Here is a 23,549-nt window from a genome sequence, read left to right as displayed (position 1 = left end):
ATGTCCACCGGCATGTTCACCTTCACCAGCGACGACGGCCTGACGGTCCACGTCGGGGCGTGGCCCGCGCCCGGCGCGCCGCGCGGCGTCGTCCAGATCGCCCACGGCATGGGCGAGCACGGCGCCCGGTACGGGCGGTTCGCCCGGACGCTGAACGGCCGCGGCTACGCCGTGTACGCGGCCGACCACCGGGGCCACGGCCGGACGGCCAAGGAGGGGCCGGGCACGCTCGGCGACGACGGCTGGAACCGGCTCGTCGGCGACCAGGTCCGGCTGACCGAGCTGCTGCGGGCGCGGCATCCCGGCGTCCCGGTGGTCCTGGTCGGGCACAGCATGGGGTCGTTCGCGGCGCAGCAGTACGTCCTGGACCACGCCGACCTGGTCGACGGCCTGGTCCTGACGGGCACGACCGCGCTCGACGCCCTGCTCGCCGCCGCCGAGGCGGCGGGCGGGTCCGACGACCGGTTCGCCGCGTTCAACGCCGCGTTCGAGCCCGCGCGGACCCCGTTCGACTGGCTGAGCCGCGACGAGGCCGAGGTCGACGCCTACCTGGCCGACCCGTTCTGCGGCTTCGCCCTCGACCCGCGGGGGATGCGGGACCTGGACGCGTCCGCGCCCCGGCTGGCCGACGCGACCGGCGTCCCGGCGGACCTGCCGCTGTACGTGGCGGTCGGGGACCGCGACCCGCTCAACGGCGGGCTCGCGCTGTCGGACCTGCTGGTCCGGCGGTACCGGGAGGCGGGGCTGACCGACGTCACCTACCGCGCCTACGCGGGCGCGCGCCACGAGATCCTGAACGAGACCAACCGCGACGAGGTCGAGTCCGACCTGGTCGCGTGGATCGACCGGGTCACGGGCTGACGGCGGGAGCGGCGGCGCGGGCGGCGGCACGGGCGGCAGCACGGGCGGGGGCCGCGCCGCCGCCCCCGCTTTTCAGTGCGTCTCGTCGCTGATCCGGAAGTCCCGCGGGATGAGCCGCCATCCGACGAGCCCCGACGCGACCAGCAGCACCGCGGACGCCAGGCACGCCCACCCGAGCGCCGAGGTGAACGCGTCCGCCGCCGCGGCCGTGACCCGGGCCGCGACCGGCCGCGCGAGCCCGTCCGCGACGACGGCGGCCTCGCCGATCGAGTCGTGGACGCGCGACGCCAGATGCGGCGGCAGCCCCAGCGGCGGGATCGCGCGGCTGTAGAGGACGTGCGCGAGGCTGCCGATCGCGGCGACGCCCATCGCCCCGCCCAGCTCGTAGGAGATCTCCTCGACGGCGGCGGCGCCGCCCGCCTCCTCCTGCGGCGAGGACGACAGCAGCGCGACCGACGCGGCGGTCGCGGCGACGCCGAACCCCGCGCCGAGCCCGACGAGCGCGACGGCCACCTCGACGTACCGCAGGTCGCCGCTGAGCTGCGCCGCCCACGGCGCGGCCATGCCGAGCGCGGCGAGCAGCATCCCGCCCCCGAGCACGGTCCGGACGCCGAAGCGCCGCATCAGGCGCGGCGTGAACAGCGGCGCGATGATCAGCGACACCGGTGCGGGCAGCAGCCGCACCCCGGCCGTGAACGGCTCCAGCCCGTGCGCGTACTGGAACCACTGGCTGAGCAGGAACAGCATCGCGCCGAGCGCGACCATCCCGAGGAAGATCGACAGCGCCGACACGGTGAACGCCCGGTTGGCGAACAGCCGCACCTGCAGCAGCGGGTTGCCGATCCGCAGCTCGCGCCGGACGAACACCGTCAGCGCGACCGCCGCGACGGCCAGCAGCGCGATCCCCGACACGACCTCGCCGCCGCCGAGCAGTTTGATGCCGCCCGCCAGCGACACCATCCCGACGACGGACTGCCCGACGCCCGGCCAGTCCCAGCGCCCGGCGCGGGGATGGGACGACTCGGGCACCAGCCACAGCGCCAGCGCCCCGAACACGGCCGCGACCGGGACGTTGAGCAGGAACGCCGCCTCCCACGAGTACGCCTGCACGATGAGCCCGCCGACGAGCGGCCCGAGCGCCATGCCCGCGCCGATCACGGCCGTCCACACGCTGTAGGCCAGCGCCCGCTCGTGCGGGTCGGTGAACACCACGCGCAGGATCGAGATCGTCGCGGGCATGATCGCCGCGCCGCCGACGCCGAGCAGCGCCCGCGCCGCGATCACCACCCACGGCTGCGTCGCGGTCGCCGCGACGAGCGACGCGACGACGAACACCGCGAACCCGACGAGCAGCAGCCGCCGCCGCCCCCAGCGGTCGCCGAGCGCGCCCGCGGTGATGAGCAGGCCGGACAGCACCAGCGCGTACGCGTCGACGATCCAGAGCTGCTCGATCGAACTCGGGCGCAGCTCCTCCACCAGCGACGGGAACGCGACGTTCAGGATCGTCGTGTCCATCGCGATGATCAGCAGGCTGCCCGACAGCACCGCCAGCACGGCCCAGCGCCGACCGCCCATGCGCTCACCCCTCGGTTCGGCGGGGCGGCCGCCCGGCCCCCCTCACCGATCATGATGGGTGGCGCGGCGGGCGGCGCGGGCGGGGTCAGCGTCCGGCGCGCCGCCGCGGCCCCGGCGCGGGGTGCCGGGGGCCGGGCCGCACCAGCGCGCGGGCGACCAGCGCCGCCGACAGGTGGGTGACGTCGGCGTGCCGGGCGGGGGACAGGCCGGTCAGCTCGTCGATGCGCCGCACCCGGTAGTCGACGGTGTTGGGGTGGACGTGCAGGGCGGCGGCGGTCGCGCGCCGGTCCAGGCCGTGCCGCAGGTAGGTCTCCAGCGTCCGCAGCAGCTCGGGCTTGCGCTCCAGCGGCAGCAGCACGCCCGCCAGGCCCGGCAGCGCGGCGCTCGGCCGGCTGAGCTGGTACTCCAGCAGGACGTCCCCGAGCCGGTACAGGCCGGGCGGCCGCCCGGTGCGGCCGACCAGGTCGGCGATCTCGCCGTTCTGGACGACGGCGTCGGGGATCGCCGCCGGTTCGGCGACGCTCGCGGCGGCGGTGACGGGGACGCCCGCGGACTCGGCGGTCCGCGCGACCAGGCCGCGCAGGTCGTCCCAGTCGGGCGGCGCGGCGACGGGCAGCAGCGCGGTGCCGCCCGCGCCGTCGAGTTCGGCCAGGGCGGGGCCGGTGCCGAAGCGGTCCAGCACCGCGCGCGCCCGGCGGATCTTGCGGCGCGCGGCGATCCCCGCGCGGGTGCTCGCGCGTCCGGCGGACCCGTGGTCGGTGGGCCCGTGGTCGGTGGGCCCGTGGTCGGCGGTCTCGTCGGGGTGCGGCGCGAACAGCAGCGTCAGGACGACGTACAGTTCGGCCTCGCCGGGCCGGGCGCGGTCGGCGGGCTCGCCGTTCAGCAGCGCGACCAGCGCGGCGTGGCGGCCCTCGCGGTCCTGGCCGTCCAGCAGCGTCCGGGCCTCCATGTACGCGCCGGTGACCGCGACGACCATCTGCCGCTGCACCTCGAAGACGTGGCCGAGCAGTTCCTGGAGCGCGGGCACGTCGCCGGGCCCGGCGTCCGCCGACAGCAGCTCCCAGCACATCGCGGTGCCGAGCTGGTAGGCCGACACGATCGCCTCCAGCGGCACGCCCTCGTCGGCCCGCTGCGCCGCCGACTCGCGGAGCCGGGCGAACGCGCCGGGCGCCGCCGCGCCGCGCCGCTCCAGGACGTCGGCGGTGAGCCGCACGCAGTGCTGGACGATGCCGGCGATGTCCCCGGCGATCTCCTCGCGCGGCAGCGCGGAGTAGGCCGGTATCTCCGCCAGCATTCGCCCGACGATGCCCCGCGACAGCTCCGGGGCGGCGGCGCGGAGCCGGACGGCGACGGGACGTTCGGCGATCGTTAACGGTTCACCGCGCGTCGGCCCGCGGTGCGCCTGGTTGTGTCCGGTCACAAGCCTCGCCGCCGAAATCTACGACCTGTACCAGTGAATCAAGCATGTCCGAATTTGCAGTATTTGTCACGACTGGCCGCGCGCCGCCAGCACCCGCCCCCCGGCTCCAGGAGTCACCATGCACCTCAGGCCGCTCTCCGCCCTTTCCCCGGTCCTGCGCCGCTCCGCCACCGCCGCCGTCGCGGCCGCCGCCGCGACGGCCGCGCTCGCCGTCCCCGCCCGCGCCGACGCGCCGCCCGCCTACGTCGCGCTCGGCGACTCGATGGCGTCCGGACCGCTCGTCCCCGACATCACCGGCCCGCTGGCCTGCGGCCGCTCCACCCGCAACTACGCGCACCTGCTCGCCGCCCGCTTCTCCGCCGCGCCGTTCACCGACGTGACGTGCAGCGGCGCGGACACCGGCGACCTGGTGAACCCCCAGCACCTGTCGCTGGCGGGCGTGGACGCCGGGACCGCCCCCGCCCAGTTCGACGCGCTGTCGGCGTCGACCACGCTGGTGACGCTGACGATCGGCGGCAACGACGCGGGCCTGGTCGGCGTCGCGCAGAAGTGCGTCCAGCTCAACCCGTTCGCCGCGCCCTGCAAGGACGCCTACACGGCGGGCGGCGTGGACCAGGTGTCGCAGCGCGTCCAGGCGTTCGGCCCCGAGCTCGCGACGTCGCTGGAGACGCTGCACGCGCGCGCCCCGCACGCCCGCGTCGTCGTCACCGGCTACGGCCTCTACATCAAGGCGGGCGGGTGCTGGCCGACGCAGCCGTGGCTCGCGCCCGACGCCGACTACCTCCAGGCCAAGGTGAACGAGCTGAACGGCGTCATCGCCGCGCAGGCCGCCGCGCACGGCGCCGAGTACGTCGACCTGGTGGCGCCGAGCGCGGGCCACGACGCCTGCCAGTCGGCGTCCAGGCGGTGGGTGGAGGGCCTGGTGCCGGGCAACTGGGCGGCGCCGCTGCACCCGAACGCGAACGGCGAGGCCGCCTACGCGCGGATCATCGGCGACGTGATCGCGGACGTCTGAAACCCCGATCCGAGGAGAACCCCGATGCCCGGTTCCGTCCTGGCCCGCCCCCGCCCCCGCCCCCGCACGGTGCTGGCGGCGCTGGCCGCGCCGCTGCTGCTCACCGTCCTGCCCGCCGTCCCCGCGCACGCCGCGACGGACGTCTTCACCGCCGCCTCCGTCACGCGGACCGCGTCCGGCTACCACGTGAGCTGGGCGGCGTCCGCGCCGGTCGACGTCGCCGCGACGACCGACCCGTCCGGCGGGGGGACGTCCACCCCGGTCGGGTCGGGCGGGGCCGCCGGTTCGGTGGACGTCGCGGGCCTGCCCGCCGCGCCCCGCTGGTACTTCAAGCTGACCCCGGCGGCGGGTTCGCCGCTGGTGGTCGCGGACCGGTCCCTGCACCTGCCGAACGCCCGCAACTTCCGCGACGCGGGCGGCTACCGCACTGCCGACGGCCACTGGATCAGGATGGGCGTCGTCTACCGGACGAACAAGCTGAGCGCGCGACCCTGTTCCACTGCACGGCCGGGAAGGACCGGACGGGCTGGGGCGCGGCGGTCCTGCTGACGATCCTCGGCGCGGACCGCGCGACCGTGACCGCCGATTTCCTGGCCAGCAACACCTACTACGGCGACGACAGCGTCCGGAAGAACTGGCTGGACGCCGCGTTCTCGGAGGTCGCCCTGAAGTACGGGACGTTCGACCGGTACGTCCGCGACGGCCTCGGCCTGTCGGCGGACACGGTCGCGCGCCTGCGCGCCCGCCTGCTCACCTGACCGCCCCCCGCACCGCGCGCCCGCCCCGGGGATGACCCGGCGGCGGGCGCGCGCCGTTCTTCCGGACGCGCTTCGCGTTTCCGGTGTTCGTCCGATTCCCGCGTGATCTGCGCTCTCGGCCGGGCGTTAAGACGCCGTTAGGCCGCTGTTCGCGCGCGCTAAGAACGCGCCAAGACGCGATGTGTCGCCCGAATGCGGCGGTTAACTCCAGTGGTGTCCCAAACGTCGCATTGCGATTCCGGTCCCGAACGGATCGCCGGAAGTCCATCGAAGGAAACCAACCCATGAGTGACGTGGTCTTCGTCCTGCTGACGGTGGCGGTCTTCGCGCTCCTCGGCCTGCTGGTGAAGGGCGTGGAGAAGCTGTGACCGCCGAGAACGCCGTCGGGCTGGTCCTGGCCGCCGGCCTGATCGTCTTCCTGATCGCGGCCCTGCTGTACCCGGAGCGCTTCTGACATGGGCCCGACACTGGCGGGAGTCCTGTTCATCGGCTCCCTCGTCGCCGTCCTGGCGCTGGTGTACCGGCCGTTCGGCGACTACATGCACCGCGTCTACGACGGAACCCGGAGCAACCGCGTCGAGCGCGGGATCTACCGGCTGATCGGCGTCGACCCCGCGAAGGAGCAGACGTGGGGCGTGTACGCCCGTAGCGTGCTCGCCTTCTCGGTCGTCGGAATCCTGGTCCTGTACGGGCTGCAGAGGTTGCAGGACCGGCTCCTGCTGTCGCTGGGGTTCGCGCCCGTCAAGCCCGACGGCGCGTGGAACACCGCCGTCAGCTTCGTGACGAACACCAACTGGCAGTCCTACTCCGGCGAGTCCACGATGGGCCATCTGACGCAGATGGCGGGCCTGGCGGTGCAGAACTTCGTGTCCGCCGCCGTGGGCATGGCCGTCGCGGTCGCGCTGGTGCGGGGCTTCGCCCGCAGGCGCACCGACCGGCTCGGCAACTTCTGGGTCGACCTGGTGCGCGGAACGCTCCGCATCCTGCTGCCCGTCGCGTTCGTCGCGGCGGTCGCGCTGGTCGCGGGCGGCCTGGTGGAGAACTTCTGGGACGCGCGCGACCACGTCGTGACGACTGTCGCGGGCGGCCGCCAGGCGATCACCGGCGGCCCCGTCGCCAGCCAGGAGGCCATCAAGGAGCTGGGCACCAACGGCGGCGGCTTCTACAACGCCAACTCCGCGCACCCGTTCGAGAACGGCACGCCCTGGACCAACTGGATCGAGATCTTCCTGATCCTGGTGATCCCCTTCAGCCTGCCCCGCATGTTCGGCCGGATGGTCGGCCAGAAGCGGCAGGGCCTGGCGATCGTGTCGGTGATGGCGGTCCTGGCGGTCGCCAGTGTCGTGCTGACGCAGGTGTTCCAGCTCATGCACCACGGCACCGTCCCGACCGCGATCGGCGCGTCGATGGAGGGCTTGGAGACCCGGTTCGGGGTCTCCAACTCCGGGGCGTTCGCGTCGGCGACGACGCTGACGTCCACCGGCGCCGTGGACTCCTTCCACGACTCCTACACCAGCCTCGGCGGCATGATGACGCTGTTCAACATGATGCTGGGCGAGGTCGCGCCGGGCGGCGTCGGGTCGGGCCTGTACGGGATGCTGGTCCTCGCCGTGATCACGGTGTTCGTCGCGGGCCTCATGGTCGGCCGGACCCCCGAGTACCTGGGCAAGAAGATCGGGTCGCGCGAGATCAAGTTCGCGTCGATGTACTTCCTGATCACCCCGATCCTCGTGCTCACCGGGTCGGCGGTCGCGGTGGCCTCCGGCTGGGGCCGCGACGGGATGCTGAACGGCGGCCCGCACGGGCTGAGCGAGATCCTCTACGCCTACACGTCGGCGTCCAACAACAACGGGTCGGCGTTCGCGGGCCTGGCGGTCGGCTCCGTCCCGTACAACGTCTCGCTCGGGCTGTGCATGGCGCTCGGCCGCTTCCTGCCGATCGTCTTCGTCCTCGCGCTGGCCGGGTCGCTGGCCCGCCAGGGCGCCGTCCCGGAGTCGGACGGCACGCTGCCCACCCACCGGCCGCAGTTCGTCGGCCTCGTCGTGGGCGTCACGTTCGTGCTCGTCGCCCTCACGTTCCTCCCCGCGCTCGCGCTCGGACCGTTGGCCGAAGGAATCCACTGATGCCCACCCAGACCACGCGCGCGCCGCGTCCGGCGCCGCGCCCGCCCGCCCGAACCGGCGGCCCCGCCGGGGGCGGGCTGCTGGACCCGCGCCAGGTCGCGCGGTCCCTGCCCGGCGCGTTCCGCAAGCTCGACCCGCGCACGCTGTGGCGCAACCCCGTCATGCTGATCGTGGAGATCGGCGCGGTCTGGACGACGGTCCTGGCCGCCGTCCGCCCCTCGGTCTTCGCCTGGCTCATCGTGGCGTGGCTGTGGCTGACCGTCCTGTTCGCCAACCTCGCCGAGGCGGTCGCCGAGGGGCGCGGCAGGGCGCAGGCCGACTCGCTGCGCCGCGCCAGGACCGACGCGGTCGCGCGGCGGCTGCCGGACTGGTCGCCCGGCGCGGCGGACCCGCGCGAGGAGCGGGTCGGCGCGCCCGAGCTGCGGCCCGGCGACCACGTCGTGGTGACGGCGGGCGAGGTCGTCCCCGGCGACGGCGACGTCGTCGAGGGCATCGCCAGCGTGGACGAGTCGGCGATCACCGGGGAGTCCGCGCCCGTCATCCGCGAGTCCGGCGGCGACCGGTGCGCCGTCACCGGCGGCACCCGCGTGCTGTCCGACCGGATCGTCGTGAAGATCACGCAGAAGCCGGGGGAGTCGTTCATCGACCGGATGATCGCCCTGGTCGAGGGGTCCAGCCGCCGGCGGACCCCGAACGAGATCGCGCTGAACATCCTGCTCGCCGCGCTGACGATCATCTTCCTGCTCTCGGTCGCGACGCTCCAGCCGATGGCGGTCTACTCCAAGCAGGGCGACCCGGGCGTCCCGGACTCCCTCGCGCTGGACGGCCACGGCATCACCGGCGTCGTGCTGGTGTCGCTGCTGGTCTGCCTCATCCCGACGACGATCGGGGCGCTGCTCAGCGCCATCGGCATCGCGGGCATGGACCGGCTCGTGCAGCGCAACGTGCTGGCGATGAGCGGCCGGGCCGTCGAGGCGGCGGGCGACGTCGACACGCTGCTGCTGGACAAGACCGGCACGATCACCCTCGGCGACCGGCAGGCCGCCGAGTTCCTGCCGGTGCCCGGCGTCGCCGGGGCCGAGCTGGCCGACGCCGCGCAGCTCGCCAGCCTCGCCGACGAGACGCCCGAGGGCCGCTCGGTCGTCGTGCTCGCCAAGCGCGCGCACGGCCTGCGCGAGCGCGCGCCCGGCGAGCTGGAGAACGCCGAGTGGGTGCCGTTCAGCGCCCAGACCCGCATGTCGGGCGTGGACCTGGCCGCGTCCGGCGGCGCGGGGCCGCGCGGCCTGCGCAAGGGCGCCGCGTCGGCGGTGGCCGACTGGGTCCGCGCGCGGGGCGGGACCGTCCCGGCGGAGCTGGGCGCGATCGTGGACGGCGTCTCGGCGTCCGGCGGCACGCCGCTGGTCGTCGGGGAGGACGCGGGCGGGACCGTGCGGGTCCTGGGCGTCGTCCACCTCAAGGACGTCGTCAAGCCGGGCATGCGCGAGCGGTTCGACCAGATGCGCCGGATGGGCATCCGCACCGTGATGATCACCGGCGACAACCCGCTGACCGCCCGCGCCATCGCCGAGGAGGCGGGCGTGGACGACTTCCTCGCCGAGGCCCGCCCCGAGGACAAGCTCGCGCTGATCCGCCGGGAGCAGGAGGGCGGGCGGCTGGTCGCGATGACCGGGGACGGCACCAACGACGCGCCCGCGCTCGCGCAGGCCGACGTCGGCGTCGCCATGAACACCGGCACGTCCGCCGCCAAGGAGGCGGGCAACATGGTGGACCTGGACTCCGACCCGACCAAGCTCATCGAGATCGTCGGGATCGGCAAGCAGCTCCTCATCACCCGGGGCGCGCTCACCACGTTCTCCATCGCCAACGACATCGCCAAGTACTTCGCGATCATCCCGGCGCTGTTCGTGTCGCTGTTCCCCGGCCTGGACGCCCTCAACGTCATGCGCCTGCACAGCCCGCAGTCGGCGATCCTGTCGGCGGTGGTGTTCAACGCGCTGGTCATCGTCGCGCTGATCCCGCTGGCGCTGCGCGGCGTCCGGTACCGGCCGAGCAGCGCCTCCAGGCTGCTGGGCCGCAACCTGCTCGTCTACGGCCTCGGCGGCGTCGTCGCCCCGTTCGCCGGCATCAAACTCATCGACCTACTGGTCCAGTTCCTTCCGGGGATGTCCTGACATGCGTGTTCCCACCTGGATTCGGCAGCACGTGGCCGCGCTCCGCGCGCTGCTCGTCCTCACCGCCGTCACCGGCGTGCTCTACCCGCTCGCGGTGTTCGGCGTCGCCCGGCTGCCCGGCCTGCGCGACCAGGCCGACGGCTCGCTCGTCTCCGCGCACGGCCGGACGGTCGGCAGCACCTCGATCGGCCAGTCCTTCACCGACGCCGACGGGAACCCGCTGCGGCAGTACTTCCAGAGCCGCCCCTCGGCGGCGGGCGACGGCTACGACCCCACCGCCACCTCGGCGAGCAACCTCGGCCCCGAAGACGTCGTCGACACCCTCCCCGACCCGGCGCTGACCGCCGCCGGCGAGGACGACGACAACGCCCGCCGGTCCCTGCTCACCCAGGTCTGCGCCCGCAGCAGGGCGGTCGGGGAGCTGGAGGGCGTCGACGGGGCCCGCCCGTTCTGCACGACCGGCGGCGTCGGCGCGGTCCTGGCGGTGTTCGGGACACGCGCCCCCGACGGGACCGTCCCGCACCCGACCCGCGTCGTCAGCGTCAACGAGCAGCGCGGCGCCGTCGCCGCCCCGTTCCTGCGCGAGTACCGGGGCGTGCGGGTCGAACTCGCCGTCCACGGCGCGGACTACGCGCGCGGCCTCGTCGTCCCGGTGCGCGGCGCCGCGCCCGCCGACCCGGCCGTCCCCGCCGACGCGGTCACCGCGTCCGGCTCCGGCCTCGATCCCGACATCTCCCCGGCCTACGCGGCGCTGCAGGTCCCGCGCGTCGCCCGCGAACGCGGCGTCCCCGCCGCGCGGGTCCGCGCGCTCGTCGCGGACGCGACGTCGGGCCGGTCCCTCGGCTTCATGGGCGAGCCCCGCGTCAACGTCCTGAAGCTGAACCTGGCCCTGGACGCCCGGTACCCCTACCGCGGCCGGCCCTGACCCGGCCCCGTCGAAAGGAGCGCGCGACATGGCCCGGGGGCGGTTGCGGATCTACCTCGGCGCGGCGCCCGGCGTCGGCAAGACCTACGCCATGCTCGCCGAGGGCCGCCGCCGGGCCGCGCGCGGCACCGACGTCGTCGCCGGGCTCGTGGAGACCCACGGCCGCCCCCGCACCGCCGAACTGCTCGACGGGCTGGAGGTCGTGCCGCGCCGCGTCCTGACCCACCGCGGCGCCGAGTTCGCCGAACTCGACCTGGACGCGCTACTGGCCCGCCGCCCCCGCGTCGCGCTCGTCGACGAACTCGCCCACACCAACGTCCCCGGCTCCCGCAACGCCAAGCGCTGGCAGGACGTCGAAGAACTCCTCGCCGCGGGCGTCGACGTCATCAGCACCGTCAACGTCCAGCACCTGGAATCGGTCAACGACGTCGTCGAGGGCATCACCGGCGTCCGGCAGCGCGAGACCGTCCCCGACGCCGTCGTGCGCCGCGCCGACCAGATCGAACTGGTCGACATGGCCCCCGAGGCGCTGCGCCGCCGCCTCGCCCACGGCAACGTCTACGCCCCCGAGAAGATCGACGCCGCGCTCGGCAACTACTTCCGCGTCGGGAACCTCACCGCGCTGCGGGAGCTGGCGCTGCTGTGGCTCGCCGACCGCGTCGACGACCAGCTCGACCGCTACCGCGCCGACCACGGCATCGACCGGCCGTGGGAGGCCCGCGAACGCGTCGTCGTCGCCCTCACCGGCGGCCCCGAGGGCGACACCCTGGTCCGCCGCGCCGCGCGCATCGCCGACCGCGTCAAGGGCGCCGACCTGCTCGCCGTCCACGTCGCCCGCGACGACGGCCTCACCGGCGCCGACCCCGCCCACCTGGCCCGCCAGCGCGCCCTGGTGGAGAGCCTGGGCGGCAGCTACCACCAGGTCGTCGGCGCCGACGTGCCCGCCGCGCTGCTGGACTTCGCGCGGGCCGTCAACGCCACCCAGCTCGTCCTCGGCGCGTCCCGCCGGGGACGGCTCGCGCAGGTCCTGTCGCGCGGCGTCGGCGTCACCACCGTCGCCCGGTCCGGCGCGATCGACGTCCACCTGGTCACCCACGAGGAGACCCACCGGGGCCGCCGCCGCACCGCCCGCCGCGCCGCGCGCGGCGTCCCCGCCCGCCGCCGCGCCGCCGGATCCGCCGCCGCCGTCCTCGCGCCGCTGCTGCTGACCGCGGTCCTCACCCGGTTCCGCGGCTCGGTGCCGCAGGCCAGCGACATCCTGCTGTTCCAGGTCGCCGTCGTCGGCGTCGCGCTGCTCGGCGGCCTCTACCCGGCGCTGGCCGCCGCCGTCGCCGGGACCCTGCTGCTGGACTTCTTCTTCGCCGAACCCCTCCACACCTTCACCGTCGGGAACCCCGACCGGGTGTTCCAGCTCGCGGTGTTCGTCGTCGTCGGCGTGACCGTCAGCACCGTCGTGGACCGCGCCGCGCGCCGCGCCCGCGAGGCCGCCCGCGCCCGCGCCGACGCCGAGACGCTGTCCACCCTCGCCGGGGACGTCCTGCGCGGCGGGGGCGCGCCCGGCGCGCTCACCGCCATCCTGGAACGGCTCCGCGAGACCTACGGGCTGGCGTCGGTGACGTTCCTGGAACGCGACCCGCACGGCGGCCCGGCCGCCTGGCGCGCCGTCGCCGCGGCCCGCGGCGGGGACGCCGAGCCGTGCGCCCGCCCGCAGGACGGCGAGGCCGCCCTCGCCGTCGGCGACGACCTGGTGCTGGCGCTGCGCGGCCGGGTCCTGCCCGCCGCCGACCGCCGCGTGCTGGAGGCGTTCGCCGCGCAGGCCGCGGTCGCGCTGCGGCAGGCCCGGCTCGCCGAGACCGCCGGGCGGGTGCCGCCGCTGGCCGCCGCCGACCGGATGCGCACCGCGCTGCTCGACGCCGTCAGCCACGAGCTGCGCACCCCGCTGGCGTCCGCGCGCGCCGCCGTGGAGAGCCTGCGCAGCCCCGACGTCGCCTGGAACGAGCGGGACCGCGACGAGCTGACCGCCACCGCCGCCGAGTCGCTGCGCCGCCTGGACCGGCTCGTCGCCAACCTCCTGGACATGAGCCGCCTGCAGGCCGGGACGCTCGCCGCGCTGCCGCGCGCGGTCGCCGCCGAGGACGCCGTCCCGCGCGCGCTCGGCGACGCCCCGCCCGGCGCGGTGCGCGTCCGCGTCCCCGACGGGCTCCCCGAGCTGGCCGCCGACCCGGCCCTGCTGGAGCGCGTCCTGGCGAACCTGGTGTCCAACGCGCTGCGCCACACCCCGCCCGGGGAGGCCGTCACCGTCACCGCCAGCGCCCACGCGGGCCGCGTCGAACTGCGCGTCATCGACCGCGGCCCCGGCATCGCGCCCCGCGACCGCGACCGCCTGTTCGAGCCGTTCCGGCGGCTGGCGGACGGGTCCGGGGACGGCGACCGCGACGGACGACCCGGCGTCGGCCTCGGCCTGGCGCTGTCGCGGGGCCTGGCCGAGGCGATGGGCGGGTCCCTCGAACCCGAGGAGACCCCCGGCGGCGGGCTGACGATGGTCCTGTCCCTGCCCGCCTGGCGGACCGGTCCGGCGGACGCCTCCGCCGGACCCCGGTGAACCGGGCCGCGCGGCCCGTGCTTGGGTAGCAGATGTCCGGCGACCAGGCGTTCGAGGGGGACGCGGCGCGGCGCGCGGCGGCGGCCGGCGGGGGAGGTGCGTGCGCGTGACGACGCAGGACGGCCCGCGCGCGCCCGCCGACCGGGAGCCCGGCGGCGAGCGGCGTGAGCGGATCGTCGTCGCCCTGTCCGGCGGCCCCGCCGACGCGGCGCTCGTCGCGCGCGCCGCCCGGCTCGCCCGGACCGGCCCCGCCGAGCTCCTCGCCGTCCACGTCGCCTCCCGCGCGCGCCCGCCCGGCGCGGCGCGGGCGGGCGGGCCGCCGCGCCTGCGGCGGCTCGCCGAGGACGCGGGCGGCGTCTACCACCAGGTCGCCGGGGAGGACGTCGCGGGCGCGCTGCTGGAGTTCGCCGCGGCGGTCGGCGCGACGCAGCTCGTCCTCGGCGCGGACCGGCGCCCGCCGGCGCTGCTTGGCCCGGCGCTGTTTGGCCCGGCGCTGTTTGGCCCGGTGCTGGGTGGCCGCAGGGGCCCGGTGCTGCGCGGCGGCGTCGCGGACCGGGTCGCGCGCGCCGCCGGGGACGTCGACGTCCACCTCGTCGCGCGCGCCGACGGCGGGCGGCGCGGCCCGCTGCCCGCGCGCGGCGGCCCGCCCGGCCCCCGCAGTCCGCGCAGTCCGCTGAGTCCGCTCAGCCGGCGGCGCCGCGAGTGCGGGTGGGCGCTGGCCGTCGCGGGGCCGGCCGCGCTCGCCGCGCTGCTGCGCCTGGCCGGGCACGGCCCCGGCCTGACCGCCGACGTCCTGCTGTTCCTGGCGGTGACGGTCGCCGTCGCGCTCGTCGGCGGGCTGTGGCCCGCGCTCGTCGCCGCCGTCACCGGATTCCTGCTGGCGAACTGGTTCTTCACCCCGCCGCTGCACACCCTGACCGTCGCCGAGCCCGGCAACGCCGCCGGGCTCGCGGTGTCGGTGGCGGTCGCGGTCGTGGTGTCGTCGCTGGTGGACCGCGCGGCGCGGCGCACCCGGCAGGCGGCGCGCAGCGCGGCCGAAGCCGAGACGCTGAGCCTGCTGGCCACCAGCGTGCTGCGCGGCGAGCAGGCGATCCCCGCGCTGCTGGACCGCGTCGCGGAGACGTTCGCGGTGTCGTCGGTGGAGCTGCTGGAGCGCACGGACGGCGGCTGGCGGGCCGTGGCCCGCACCGGCGACCCGGCGCCCGCCGAGCCCGGCTCGGCCGACGCGGTCGCGCCCGCCGGGGAGGCGCACGTCCTGGCGCTGCGCGGCCGGCCGCTCCCGGCGGGCGGCCAGCGGGTCCTGCGGGCGTTCGCGTCGCAGGCCGGCGCGGCGCTGGAGTGGCGGCGGCTCGCCGAGGAGGCCGAGCGGGCGCGCCGCGAGGCCGAGGGCAACCGCATCCGCACCGCGCTGCTGGCGGCGGTGTCGCACGACCTGCGGACGCCGCTGGCGTCGATCAAGGCGGGGGTGAGCAGCCTGCGCGCCGCCGACGTGTCCTTCGACCCCGCCGACGAGGCCGACCTGCTGGCGGGCATCGAGGAGTCCGCGGACCGCCTCGACGGGCTGATCGGCGACCTGCTGGACATGACGCGGCTGCGGACCGGCGGCGTCACCCCGCTGCTCCGGCCCGTCGCGCTGGAGGAGGTCCTGCCGAGCGCGCTGCTCGGCGCGCCCGCCGACCGCGTCGAGGTGGACGTCCCCGGGACGCTCGGCCCCGTCCTGGCCGACCCGGGCCTGCTGGAGCGCGCCCTGGCCAACGTCGTGGAGAACGGCGTCCGGCACGGCGGCCCCCGCCCGGTGCGGGTCACGGCGCGCGCCGCGCCCGGCCGGGTGGAGCTGCGGGTCGCCGACCGCGGCCCCGGCGTCCCCGACGACGCCAAGGAGGGCATGTTCGCCCCGTTCCAGCGGCTCGGCGACGCGCCCGCGGGCACCGGCGTGGGCCTGGGCCTGGCCGTCGCGCGCGGGTTCGTCGCGGCGATGGGCGGGACGCTGCGCGCCGAGGACACGCCCGGCGGCGGGCTGACGATGGTGTTCGCGCTGCCGCCCGCCGACGATCCCCCGGGAGGGACCCCGTGACCGACGACCGCCCCGCCGCGCGCGTGCTCATCGTGGACGACGAGCCGCAGATCGTCCGCGCGCTGCGGATCAACCTGCGCGCCCGCGGCTACGAGGTGGACGTCGCCGCCGACGGCCGGACGGCGCTGGCGGCCGCGGCGCGCCGCCACCCCGACGTCGTCGTCCTGGACCTCGGCCTGCCCGACATGGACGGCGCGGAGGTGATCGGCGGGCTGCGCGGCTGGCTGAGCGTCCCCGTCATCGTGCTGTCGGCGCGGCATTCCTCGGCGGAGAAGGTGAAGGTCCTGGACGCGGGCGCCGACGACTACGTGACCAAGCCGTTCGGGATGGACGAGCTGCTGGCGCGGCTGCGCGCCGCCGTGCGCCGCGCCGCCCCGGCGGCGGGGGAGAGCGCCGTGGTGGCCACCGCCGCGTTCACCGTGGACCTGGCGGCCAAGAAGGTGACGCGCGACGGCTCCGACGTCCGCCTGACGCCGACCGAGTGGCACATCCTGGAGGTCCTCGTGCGCGACGCCGGGCGCCTGGTGGGCCAGGCGCAGCTCCTGCGCGAGGTGTGGGGCCCGACGTACGAGAAGGAGACCAACTACCTGCGCGTCTACCTGGCGCAACTGCGGCGCAAACTCGAACCCGACCCCGCCCGCCCCCGCTACCTGATCACCGAACCGGGAATGGGCTACCGCTTCGAGAAGGACTGAGCCGACGGGGTCAGCGGTCCTCGACCTGGTACACGTCGGGGACGCCGTCGTGGTCCAGGTCGCGGGTCTCGGCCTCGTGGACGCGCCGGTGGACGCGGTTCCGGGCGCGCAGCACGACGGCGGCCAGCGCCGTGGCGGTCAGCGACCCGGTCAGCACGGCGATCTTGACGTGCCCGTCGGCGGCCGACGCGCCGCCGAACGCCAGTTCCCCGAGCAGCAGCGACACGGTGAACCCGATCCCGCCGAGCAGCGCGAGCCCGAACAGGTCGATCCACGCCAGTCCCTCGCCCGGCTCGGCGCGGGTGAACCGCCCGACGAGCCACGTCGCCGCCATGATGCCCGCGGGCTTGCCGACGACGAGCCCGGCGACGACGCCGAGCGCGACCGGGTCGGCCAGCGCGTCCCCGAGCCCGGCCGCGCCGCCGACCGCGACGCCCGCCGACGCGAACGCGAACAGCGGCACCGCCACGCCCGCCGACAGCGGCCGGAACCGGTGCTCGAAGTGCTCGGCGAGCCCCGGCCCGTCCCCGCGCCCGCGCACCACGGGAACGGCGAACCCGAGAAGCACGCCCGCGACGGTCGCGTGGACGCCCGAGGCGTGGACCAGCGCCCACGTCAGCACCGCCAAAGGCAGCAGCAGCCACCACGCCCGGACGCGCCGCTGCACCAGCACCGCGAACACCGCCAGCGACGCCAGCGCCCCGAGCAGCGGCAGCGGCGACAGGTGCGCGGTGTAGAACACGGCGATGATGACGATCGCGATGAGGTCGTCCACCACGGCGAGGGTCAGCAGGAACGTCCGCAGCGCGGCGGGCAGGAACCGGCCGATGACGGCGAGCGCGGCGAGCGCGAACGCGATGTCGGTCGCGGTGGGGATCGCCCAGCCGCGCGCCGCGCCCGGCGTCCCGAGCGTGACGAGCGCGTACAGGACGGCGGGCGTCACGACCCCGCCGACCGCCGCCGCGACGGGCACCGCCGCGCGGCGCGGGTCGCGCAGGTCGCCCGCGACGAACTCGCGTTTCAGTTCCAGTCCGGCGACGAAGAAGAACACCGCGAGCAGCCCGTCCGCGGCCCATCCGCCGAGCGGCAGGTGCAGGTGCAGCGACGAGGGCCCGACCTGGGCGTCGCGGACGCGGAAGTAGGCGTCCGCCCACGGCGAGTTCGCCCACACCAGCGCGGCGACGGCGGCGGCCAGCAGCAGCGCGCCGCCGACCGTCTCCTGCCGCAGGACGTCCCCGACGCGGGCGGTCTCGGGCCAGGAGCCGCGGCGCAGCAGCGCGGGGCGGCGGTCGGTGTCGGTCACGAGGTCCCCCCCGGGGTCGGCGAAGTCCATCGCCGACCAGACTTCCCGGCACACCGCGCTCAACAGTACGCGATCATCGCGAACTGTCCGAAATCGCCCCGGTCGCCGCCGTCAGTCGCCGGGGCCGCCGCTGTAGCGGACCGCGTGGACGGGCTCGGTGAGCACCAGCCCGTCGGTGACCAGTTCGTCGAGTTCGGGGAGGAACGCGCGGATCTTGTCCTCGGCGTCCACGAGCACGATCATCAGCGGCAGGTCCTCCGACAGCGACAGGATGCGCGCGGTCTGGACGTGCCCGGACGCGCCGTACCCCTCGATGCCGCGCACGACGGTCGCCCCGGCCAGGCCCGCGTGCTGGGCGCGGTGGACGATCTCGCGGTACAGCGGCCGGTGGTGGACGGTGTCGTTCTCGCCGATGAGGATCGTCAGGCGGAGCGCCGCCCCCTCCCGCCTCACCGGCGTCCCGTCCGGGCGGCGCGGTCGGTGTGCGGGCGCGATGCGGTCATGGGGCCTCTCCCTACCGGAAACGGCGACGTCGTCGGCAGGGACTGTCGGCGCCCGCCCCGGCCGGGAACGGGACGCGGTTGCCCCGCCCGGGAGGGCGGGGGCGGTGAGCCCCACCACCGCGCTCCCCGCCGCGCGGGCGGGGAACGCCTCCCAGCATAGGACGCCTCATCCGGCGGCCCGCAGGAAGCCCTCGCTGGTGGCGAAGTAGAAGAACGGCACGACGGCGAACACCGCGAGCCCGGCGAGCGGGGTGACGAAGTACCCGAGCAGCCCGACGGCCGCGTACGCGGCGATCCCGGCGGCGGACCGGATGCTGCCCTGCCGCACGTACCCGGGTTCGACGCCGGGGTCGAGGTGGTCGGGGCGCCGCCGCAGGTACTCGTAGAACACCAGCCACGCCCCGCACATCGCGGCGGCGACGGCCGCGTACAGCACGACGGCGGCGCGCGCGTCGGCCCCGGTCGTCTCCTCGCGCAGCGTGTCCGACACCACCGAGGTGGGGAACGCCAGCAGCGAGGTGGTGGCGAGGATGAGGAAGTTCACCGAGTGCAGGCCGCGGTCGACGGTGCGAATCCGCGCGAACGCCTGGTGGTGGTTGAGCCAGATCACGGCGATGTAGGTGAACGACGCGGCGTAGCCGAGGTAGGCGGGCCACTGCTCCAGCAGCGCGCGGCCGAGCGCGCCGGGGCGGTGGCCGGGGTCGGCGATGCCGAGGACGAGGATGGTGATCGCGATGGCGAAGACGCCGTCGCTGAACGCCTCGACGCGTCCGGTGTCGGCGCGGGTGAACCGCGCGCTGGGCCGCCGCCCCCGCGTCCTCATGGGGGCGGCGTGCCCGGCGCGCCCGGACCGCAAACGGCCGGGCGCGGAGCGTCAGGACCCGCGCTGGAGCAGGTCGCGGGCGATATGGGTCACCTGGATCTCGTCAGTGCCGGCGTAGATCTGGAACGACTTGGCGTCGCGGGCGAGCTGCTCGACGCGGTACTCGCTCATGTAGCCGTTGCCGCCGAAGAGCTGCACGGCCTCCTGCGCGACCTCGGAGGCGGCCTGCGCGGCGTACAGCTTCATCGCCGACGCCTCGGCGAGGGTGGGGGTGCGCCCGGCGCGCTGCGTCTCCAGGTGCCGGAACACCAGGTTCTGCACGTTGAGGCGGGCGACCTCCATCTTGGCGAGCTTGAGCTGGATGAGCTGGAAGTCCCCGATGGGCTTGCCCCACAGCTCGCGGGAGCGCGCGTAGTCGACCGACAGGCGCAGGCACTCCTCGATGACGCCGAGGGCCATCGCGGCGACGCCCGCCCGCTCGGTGACGAAGTTCTGCCGCGCCGACTCGCGGCCGCCGCCCGCGCCCGCCGCCAGCAGCCGGTCCGGGCCGACGCGCACGTCGGACAGGAACAGCTCGCCGGTCGGGGAGGAGTGCAGGCCCATCTTGCGCAGCGGGCGGCTCTGCTCCAGGCCGGGCATGCCGCGGTCCAGGACGAACGTCAGGATCTCGCGGTCGCGGGGCGGGCGGCCGTCGTCGAGCTTGCAGTAGAAGACGATCGTGTCGGCGTGGGGGCCGTTGGTGATGAACGTCTTGCCGCCGTTGACGATGTAGTCGTCGCCGTCGCGGCGGGCGGTGGACTGCATCCCGCCGAACGCGTCGGACCCGGAGTTGGGCTCGGTGATCGCCCACGCCCCGACCTTGTCGAGGGTGAGCAGGTCCAGGCCCCAGCGCTCCTTCTGCTCGACGGTGCCGCGCTTCATGATCGTCCCGGCGGCGAGGCCGAGGCTGACGCCCAGCGCCGACACCAGGCCGGGCGCGACCTTGCACAGCTCGATGATCGGCAGCATCGTCATCGACGCGCTGCCGCGCCCGCCGCCGTCCTCCTTCGGGGCCTCGCCGGCCTTCTCCCGCGCGATCCTGGACGCGAAGGAGGACCGCGCCATCTCGTCCATGCCGAACGTCCGGTACAGGTCGCGCAGCAGGTCGTAGGGGGGCAGGTCGCCGGAGTCCAGCTCGTCCAGGCTGGGGCGGACCTTGGCGTCGATCCAGTCGCGGACGGCGTCCCGGATCATGAGGTCTTCGTCGGACCACTCGATCATGCTCGCGTCACCTCTCGTTGCGCGGACGGCGGACCCCATCCAAGCAGATCGCGCAAGCGAGCACTTACCCGCGGGTCAGGGGACGACGACGTCGGCCAGCACGCCGGCCCCGGTGAGCCGCGCGGCCGCGGGGCTGTCGTAGACGACCAGCAGCCGCGCGCCGTCCTCCCCGTCGCCGGGGCCGAGGACGGCGATGCCCTCGGCGTGGTCCTCGCCGTCGCCGTGCGGGAGCTCCCCGAGGACGGCCAGGTCGGCGGCGTGCAGCACGCCCGGCGCGTCGGCGGTCGCCGCGCCCGCCCACCGCACGACCTGCACCGGGCCCGACAGCGCCATGCTCGGCCCGGCCAGGACCAGCAGGTCGTCGCCGTCGGGGCACAGGTCCCGGACGCCGAGCCCGCCGAGGTCCAGGAAGTGGGTGCGGTACCGCTCGCCGTCGTCGCCGAACCGCCGCGCGACCAGCCGCCCGGGGTCGTCGGGGTCGGCGGCGGGGCGGATCTCCACGAGCACCGCCCAGCCGCGCAGGACGGGGCCGCGCAGCCCGATGTAGACGCGGTCGCCGTGGACGGCGATGCCCTCGACGTCCAGGCCGTTGTCCTTGCTCGGGATCGAGAGGAACGGTCCGAGGTGCGGGTCGTCCGCGATGAGGTCGGCGATCGAGTCGCCGTCCAGGCCGAGGACGGCGGCGCGGCGGTCGCCGTCGCGGCGGACCGGCTCGGGCAGCCCGTCCGGCCCGGCGGCCAGCGGCAGCCGCGCCAGCACGAACCGGTTGTCCTCGCGCACGACCGCGGCCAGCCGCCGCCGCGCCTTGCGGTCGGACTGGCCGGGCTTGACGCGCTTGCGCTTCAGGCTGTGCGACCCGACCGCCCACAGCCAGCCGTCCGCGCGCGCCAGGCCCTCGATGTCGGCCTCCTCGTCGGGACCGGCGGGCAGCTCCACCAGGTCCGCGAGGCGGACGGTGCGGTGGCCGGCGTAGGCGGTGACGCGCCCGGCCGCGTCCGCGACGGCCGTCAGCCGCTCCACGGTGGCGGTCTCGTCGCCCGCGACCCACAGGCAGGGGCCGTCGCGGCGGACGGCGGACAGGTTGGTGTGCGTCTCGGCGGCGCGGCTGTCGTCCGCGAAGCGCAGTTCGACCCGGCGTTCCACGATCATGGCGGAATCGTCCCACAGCGCCGGGGGCGCGGACGGCGCGCGCGGCGGACCGGTCCCGGCCGCGCGCGGAGGGGAACGCCCCGGCCGCCGCGCGCGTCCGATCCGGCGGCCCGGCGCGCGCCGTGCGCCGGGTGCTCGGGGGCGTCAGACGGCGCGCATCGCGCGGTGGACGGCGGCCCAGTACGCGGCGGTGAGGTCCAGGACGCCGTCGAAGCCGCGGCGGACCTGCGCCAGGTCGACCTCGTCGTGGCAGACGGCCGCGGCGGCGGCGACCAGCTCGGCCCGGTCGGTCTTGGCGGCCTCGCAGATGTGGACGTAGAAGTACTCGCAGGCGGAGTGGAACTCCTCTTCCTCGTACAGGTGCTTGTAGTTGCGCATCCCCTCGTACATCCGGACGGTCGTGGCGTGCGCGAGGGCGTCCTGGGCGAGCAGCGCGCCCTGCACGACGCGGGCGTCGGGGTCGGTGAACAGCGCGCGGCGGGCGTCGCCGAACGCGCGGGTCTCGGGCCGGGCGGTGCCCGACCGCAGCTCCTGGACGGTGTAGCGGCCGTCGCGCAGGCGGCCGAGCAGCCCGGTCAGCATCCGCTCCAGCAGCAGCAGGTGGGCCTTGTCGGGGTCGCCGTTGCCGTACTCGGTGTAGAGGTGCTTCACGCGTTCCACGCGGGCGGCCAGGTCGTCGGTGTGCAGCACCGACAGCGCGATCATGGCGGTGGTGTCGATGGTGCGGGCGTAGAACTCGCGCGCGAACACCTCGACCTGCCGGTAGGGGAGAGGCCCCGACAGCCAGTGCCGGTAGAAGTCGTTCTCCAGCGCGGGGTGGCGGCGGACCGAACCGGCCAGTTCCCGGATGGATTCGGTGACGGCGGCGTGCTGGACGGGCAATGGAGCTCCCTCGACGGAACGAAGACAACCTTCGGTCGTGACCAGATGTCGGAAACTATGTTGCGTTCTGTCCGGGTCGCCCGAACAGTCCTGATCATGACCGAAGGTGGTCAGCGCCCCCTATTCCCCGGGCGCGTCCCACCGCACGGGAACCGCGTTCGGCTTGCGGAACACCAGGCCGCGCGCGGGCGCGGGCCCGTCCGCGCGCAGCCCCGGCAGCCGGTCCAGCAGCGCCTCCAGCACCGCGACGGTCTCCAGTCGCGCCAGGTGCGCGCCGAAGCAGAAGTGCGGCCCGCGCGCGAACGCCAGGTGCGCGCCCGCGTCGCCGCGCCCGACGTCGAACCGGTCGGGGTCGGCGAACACCGCCGGGTCGCGGCCCGCCGCCGTCACCGACACCCGCACCGGGTCGCCCGCCGCGATCCGCGCGCCGCCGAGGACGGTGCCGGCGGTGGCGTACCGGTCCAGCACGGCGGCGGCGGGCTCGAACCGCAGCGACTCCTCGACGGCGGCGGGCAGCAGCGACCGGTCGGCGCGGACCCGCGCGAGCTGGTCGGGGCGGGCCAGCAGCGCGGCGGCCGCGTTGGCGATCATGCCCTCGGTGGTGTCGATGCCGCCGAACATCAGCACGGCGGCGTCGGCGACGACCTCGGCGGTCGTCAGGCCCGCGCCGGCCGCGGCCTCCCGCAGCAGCGTGTCCCCGTCGCCGGCCAGCGACGCCTCGACAGCGGCGCGCAGCCGCGCGCGGGCGCCGGCCGCGGCGGCGGGCGGCTCGTCCCCGGCCGTCAGCGCCGACACCGCGCCGACGAACGCCCCGTACCAGGACCGGACGGTCGCGGCGTCCACCCCGGCCAGCCCGAGGGCCCGCGCGACGACGGCGACCGACAGCGGCCCGGCGACGTCGCGGCGCAGCTCGGCGCGGCCGCGCGGGGCGAGCGCGCCGACGAGCCGCCCGGCCTCGGCGGCGACGAACGCGGTGAACCGCTCGCGGGTGCGGGCGGGCCGGAACGGGCGCGCGAACGGGTCGCGGTGGCGGGCGTGCTCGGGCCCGTCCAGCGACAGCATGCTCGGCCCGACGACGCGGGCGGTGGAGAAGCGCGGGTCGTCGACGGTGAACAGCGCGGGGTCGCGCAGGACCCGGACGGCCAGGTCGTGCCGGGTGACCAGCCAGCAGCCCAGGGCGGGCGCCCACGACACCGGTTCGCGGTCGCGCAGCCGCGCCAGGACGGGGTGGGGGTCGGCGGCGAGCGCGTCGGCGGTGACGGCCGCGCCGAGCGGGAACGCCGCCGCTGACGCCCCCTGGGCGGGCATGGGCGGTTCGGTGGTGGTCATCCCCGTCAGGGTAACCGCATGCCTGTTCGTCCCACGGGGTCCGGTTGGCGGCGGTCGCGGTGCGCGAGCGTCCCCGCGCGT

Annotated in this window: 20 protein-coding genes; 11 read left to right on the top strand and 9 right to left on the bottom strand. The window is 75.9% G+C overall.

Features of this window, described 5'->3' with window-relative positions:
- Entirely contained in the window at nucleotides 1–861 is an 861-nt protein-coding gene (locus tag G339_RS0122525; RefSeq protein WP_019633328.1) for an alpha/beta fold hydrolase, read from the top strand.
- A 72-nt stretch (nucleotides 862–933) separates the two neighbouring features.
- Here G339_RS0122525 and G339_RS0122520 read toward each other — a convergent pair whose 3' ends face one another.
- A complete protein-coding gene (locus tag G339_RS0122520; RefSeq protein WP_019633327.1) occupies nucleotides 934–2,436 on the bottom strand; it encodes an MFS transporter in 1,503 nt (500 codons plus the stop codon).
- Between the two features lie 85 nt (nucleotides 2,437–2,521).
- A complete protein-coding gene (locus G339_RS0122515) occupies nucleotides 2,522–3,856 on the bottom strand; it encodes a helix-turn-helix domain-containing protein (RefSeq protein WP_019633326.1) in 1,335 nt (444 codons plus the stop codon).
- Nucleotides 3,857–3,974: 118 nt separating this feature from the next.
- On the opposite strand from G339_RS0122515, the gene G339_RS0122510 reads away from it, so the two are divergent.
- From G339_RS0122510 to G339_RS0122465, 10 genes are all read left to right on the top strand, one after another.
- A complete protein-coding gene (locus G339_RS0122510) occupies nucleotides 3,975–4,871 on the top strand; it encodes an SGNH/GDSL hydrolase family protein (RefSeq protein WP_019633325.1) in 897 nt (298 codons plus the stop codon).
- Nucleotides 4,872–4,895: 24 nt separating this feature from the next.
- Nucleotides 4,896–5,420, top strand: a complete 525-nt coding sequence (locus G339_RS40575) for a tyrosine-protein phosphatase (RefSeq protein ID WP_019633324.1) — start codon at nucleotides 4,896–4,898, stop codon at nucleotides 5,418–5,420.
- Nucleotides 5,312–5,629, top strand: coding sequence for a tyrosine-protein phosphatase (locus G339_RS40570; RefSeq protein WP_240489876.1), 318 nt, complete (start codon nucleotides 5,312–5,314; stop codon nucleotides 5,627–5,629). The genes G339_RS40575 and G339_RS40570 overlap by 109 nt, the downstream gene beginning before the upstream one ends.
- 364 nt (nucleotides 5,630–5,993) lie before the next feature.
- Nucleotides 5,994–6,083 carry a K(+)-transporting ATPase subunit F gene (gene kdpF / locus G339_RS39065; RefSeq protein ID WP_019633322.1) on the top strand — a complete coding sequence of 30 codons (90 nt, stop codon included), beginning with the start codon at nucleotides 5,994–5,996 and terminating at the stop codon, nucleotides 6,081–6,083.
- Between the two features lies 1 nt (nucleotide 6,084).
- A complete protein-coding gene (gene kdpA / locus G339_RS0122490; RefSeq protein ID WP_019633321.1) occupies nucleotides 6,085–7,752 on the top strand; it encodes a potassium-transporting ATPase subunit KdpA in 1,668 nt (555 codons plus the stop codon).
- Nucleotides 7,752–9,923 (top strand): potassium-transporting ATPase subunit KdpB, encoded by a 2,172-nt coding sequence (kdpB, locus tag G339_RS0122485; RefSeq protein ID WP_019633320.1) that lies wholly within the window; start codon nucleotides 7,752–7,754, stop codon nucleotides 9,921–9,923. Before kdpA ends, kdpB begins: the two co-directional genes overlap by 1 nt.
- A gap of 1 nt (nucleotide 9,924) precedes the next feature.
- Nucleotides 9,925–10,848 carry a potassium-transporting ATPase subunit C gene (locus G339_RS0122480; RefSeq protein WP_026341688.1) on the top strand — a complete coding sequence of 308 codons (924 nt, stop codon included), beginning with the start codon at nucleotides 9,925–9,927 and terminating at the stop codon, nucleotides 10,846–10,848.
- Between the two features lie 28 nt (nucleotides 10,849–10,876).
- Nucleotides 10,877–13,450, top strand: a complete 2,574-nt coding sequence (locus G339_RS0122475) for a sensor histidine kinase (protein ID WP_019633318.1) — start codon at nucleotides 10,877–10,879, stop codon at nucleotides 13,448–13,450.
- A gap of 106 nt (nucleotides 13,451–13,556) precedes the next feature.
- The gene (locus G339_RS34885; RefSeq protein WP_019633317.1) at nucleotides 13,557–15,524 is read left to right on the top strand and encodes a DUF4118 domain-containing protein; all 1,968 of its coding nucleotides are present in this window, start codon (nucleotides 13,557–13,559) and stop codon (nucleotides 15,522–15,524) included.
- Complete coding sequence (locus G339_RS0122465; RefSeq protein ID WP_019633316.1) at nucleotides 15,521–16,219, top strand: response regulator; 699 nt, start codon at nucleotides 15,521–15,523, stop codon at nucleotides 16,217–16,219. The genes G339_RS34885 and G339_RS0122465 overlap by 4 nt, the downstream gene beginning before the upstream one ends.
- 10 nt (nucleotides 16,220–16,229) lie before the next feature.
- Here the strand turns inward: G339_RS0122465 and nhaA are convergent, their stop codons facing one another.
- The 7 genes from nhaA to G339_RS0122430 all read right to left on the bottom strand — a co-directional run bounded on the left by nhaA (nucleotide 16,230) and on the right by G339_RS0122430 (nucleotide 23,468).
- A complete protein-coding gene (gene nhaA / locus G339_RS0122460; RefSeq protein ID WP_019633315.1) occupies nucleotides 16,230–17,552 on the bottom strand; it encodes a Na+/H+ antiporter NhaA in 1,323 nt (440 codons plus the stop codon).
- 81 nt (nucleotides 17,553–17,633) lie between these two features.
- Nucleotides 17,634–17,975, bottom strand: coding sequence for a DUF190 domain-containing protein (locus G339_RS0122455; protein WP_019633314.1), 342 nt, complete (start codon nucleotides 17,973–17,975; stop codon nucleotides 17,634–17,636).
- 216 nt (nucleotides 17,976–18,191) lie between these two features.
- The gene (locus G339_RS0122450) at nucleotides 18,192–18,848 is read right to left on the bottom strand and encodes a TMEM175 family protein (RefSeq protein WP_019633313.1); all 657 of its coding nucleotides are present in this window, start codon (nucleotides 18,846–18,848) and stop codon (nucleotides 18,192–18,194) included.
- Between the two features lie 51 nt (nucleotides 18,849–18,899).
- A complete protein-coding gene (locus tag G339_RS0122445; protein ID WP_019633312.1) occupies nucleotides 18,900–20,108 on the bottom strand; it encodes an acyl-CoA dehydrogenase family protein in 1,209 nt (402 codons plus the stop codon).
- Between the two features lie 75 nt (nucleotides 20,109–20,183).
- Nucleotides 20,184–21,257 (bottom strand): DUF3616 domain-containing protein, encoded by a 1,074-nt coding sequence (locus tag G339_RS0122440; RefSeq protein ID WP_019633311.1) that lies wholly within the window; start codon nucleotides 21,255–21,257, stop codon nucleotides 20,184–20,186.
- A gap of 144 nt (nucleotides 21,258–21,401) precedes the next feature.
- Nucleotides 21,402–22,139 carry an iron-containing redox enzyme family protein gene (locus G339_RS0122435; protein ID WP_019633310.1) on the bottom strand — a complete coding sequence of 246 codons (738 nt, stop codon included), beginning with the start codon at nucleotides 22,137–22,139 and terminating at the stop codon, nucleotides 21,402–21,404.
- A 120-nt stretch (nucleotides 22,140–22,259) separates the two neighbouring features.
- Entirely contained in the window at nucleotides 22,260–23,468 is a 1,209-nt protein-coding gene (locus G339_RS0122430; protein WP_019633309.1) for a cytochrome P450, read from the bottom strand.
- Between the last annotated feature and the right edge of the window lie 81 nt (nucleotides 23,469–23,549).

It is taken from the genome of Actinomadura atramentaria DSM 43919, from assembly GCF_000381885.1.
Lineage (GTDB): Bacteria > Actinomycetota > Actinomycetes > Streptosporangiales > Streptosporangiaceae > Spirillospora > Spirillospora atramentaria.
Note: the sequence above shows the minus strand (reverse complement) of the source record. Positions and strands in the feature narration are given on the sequence as shown.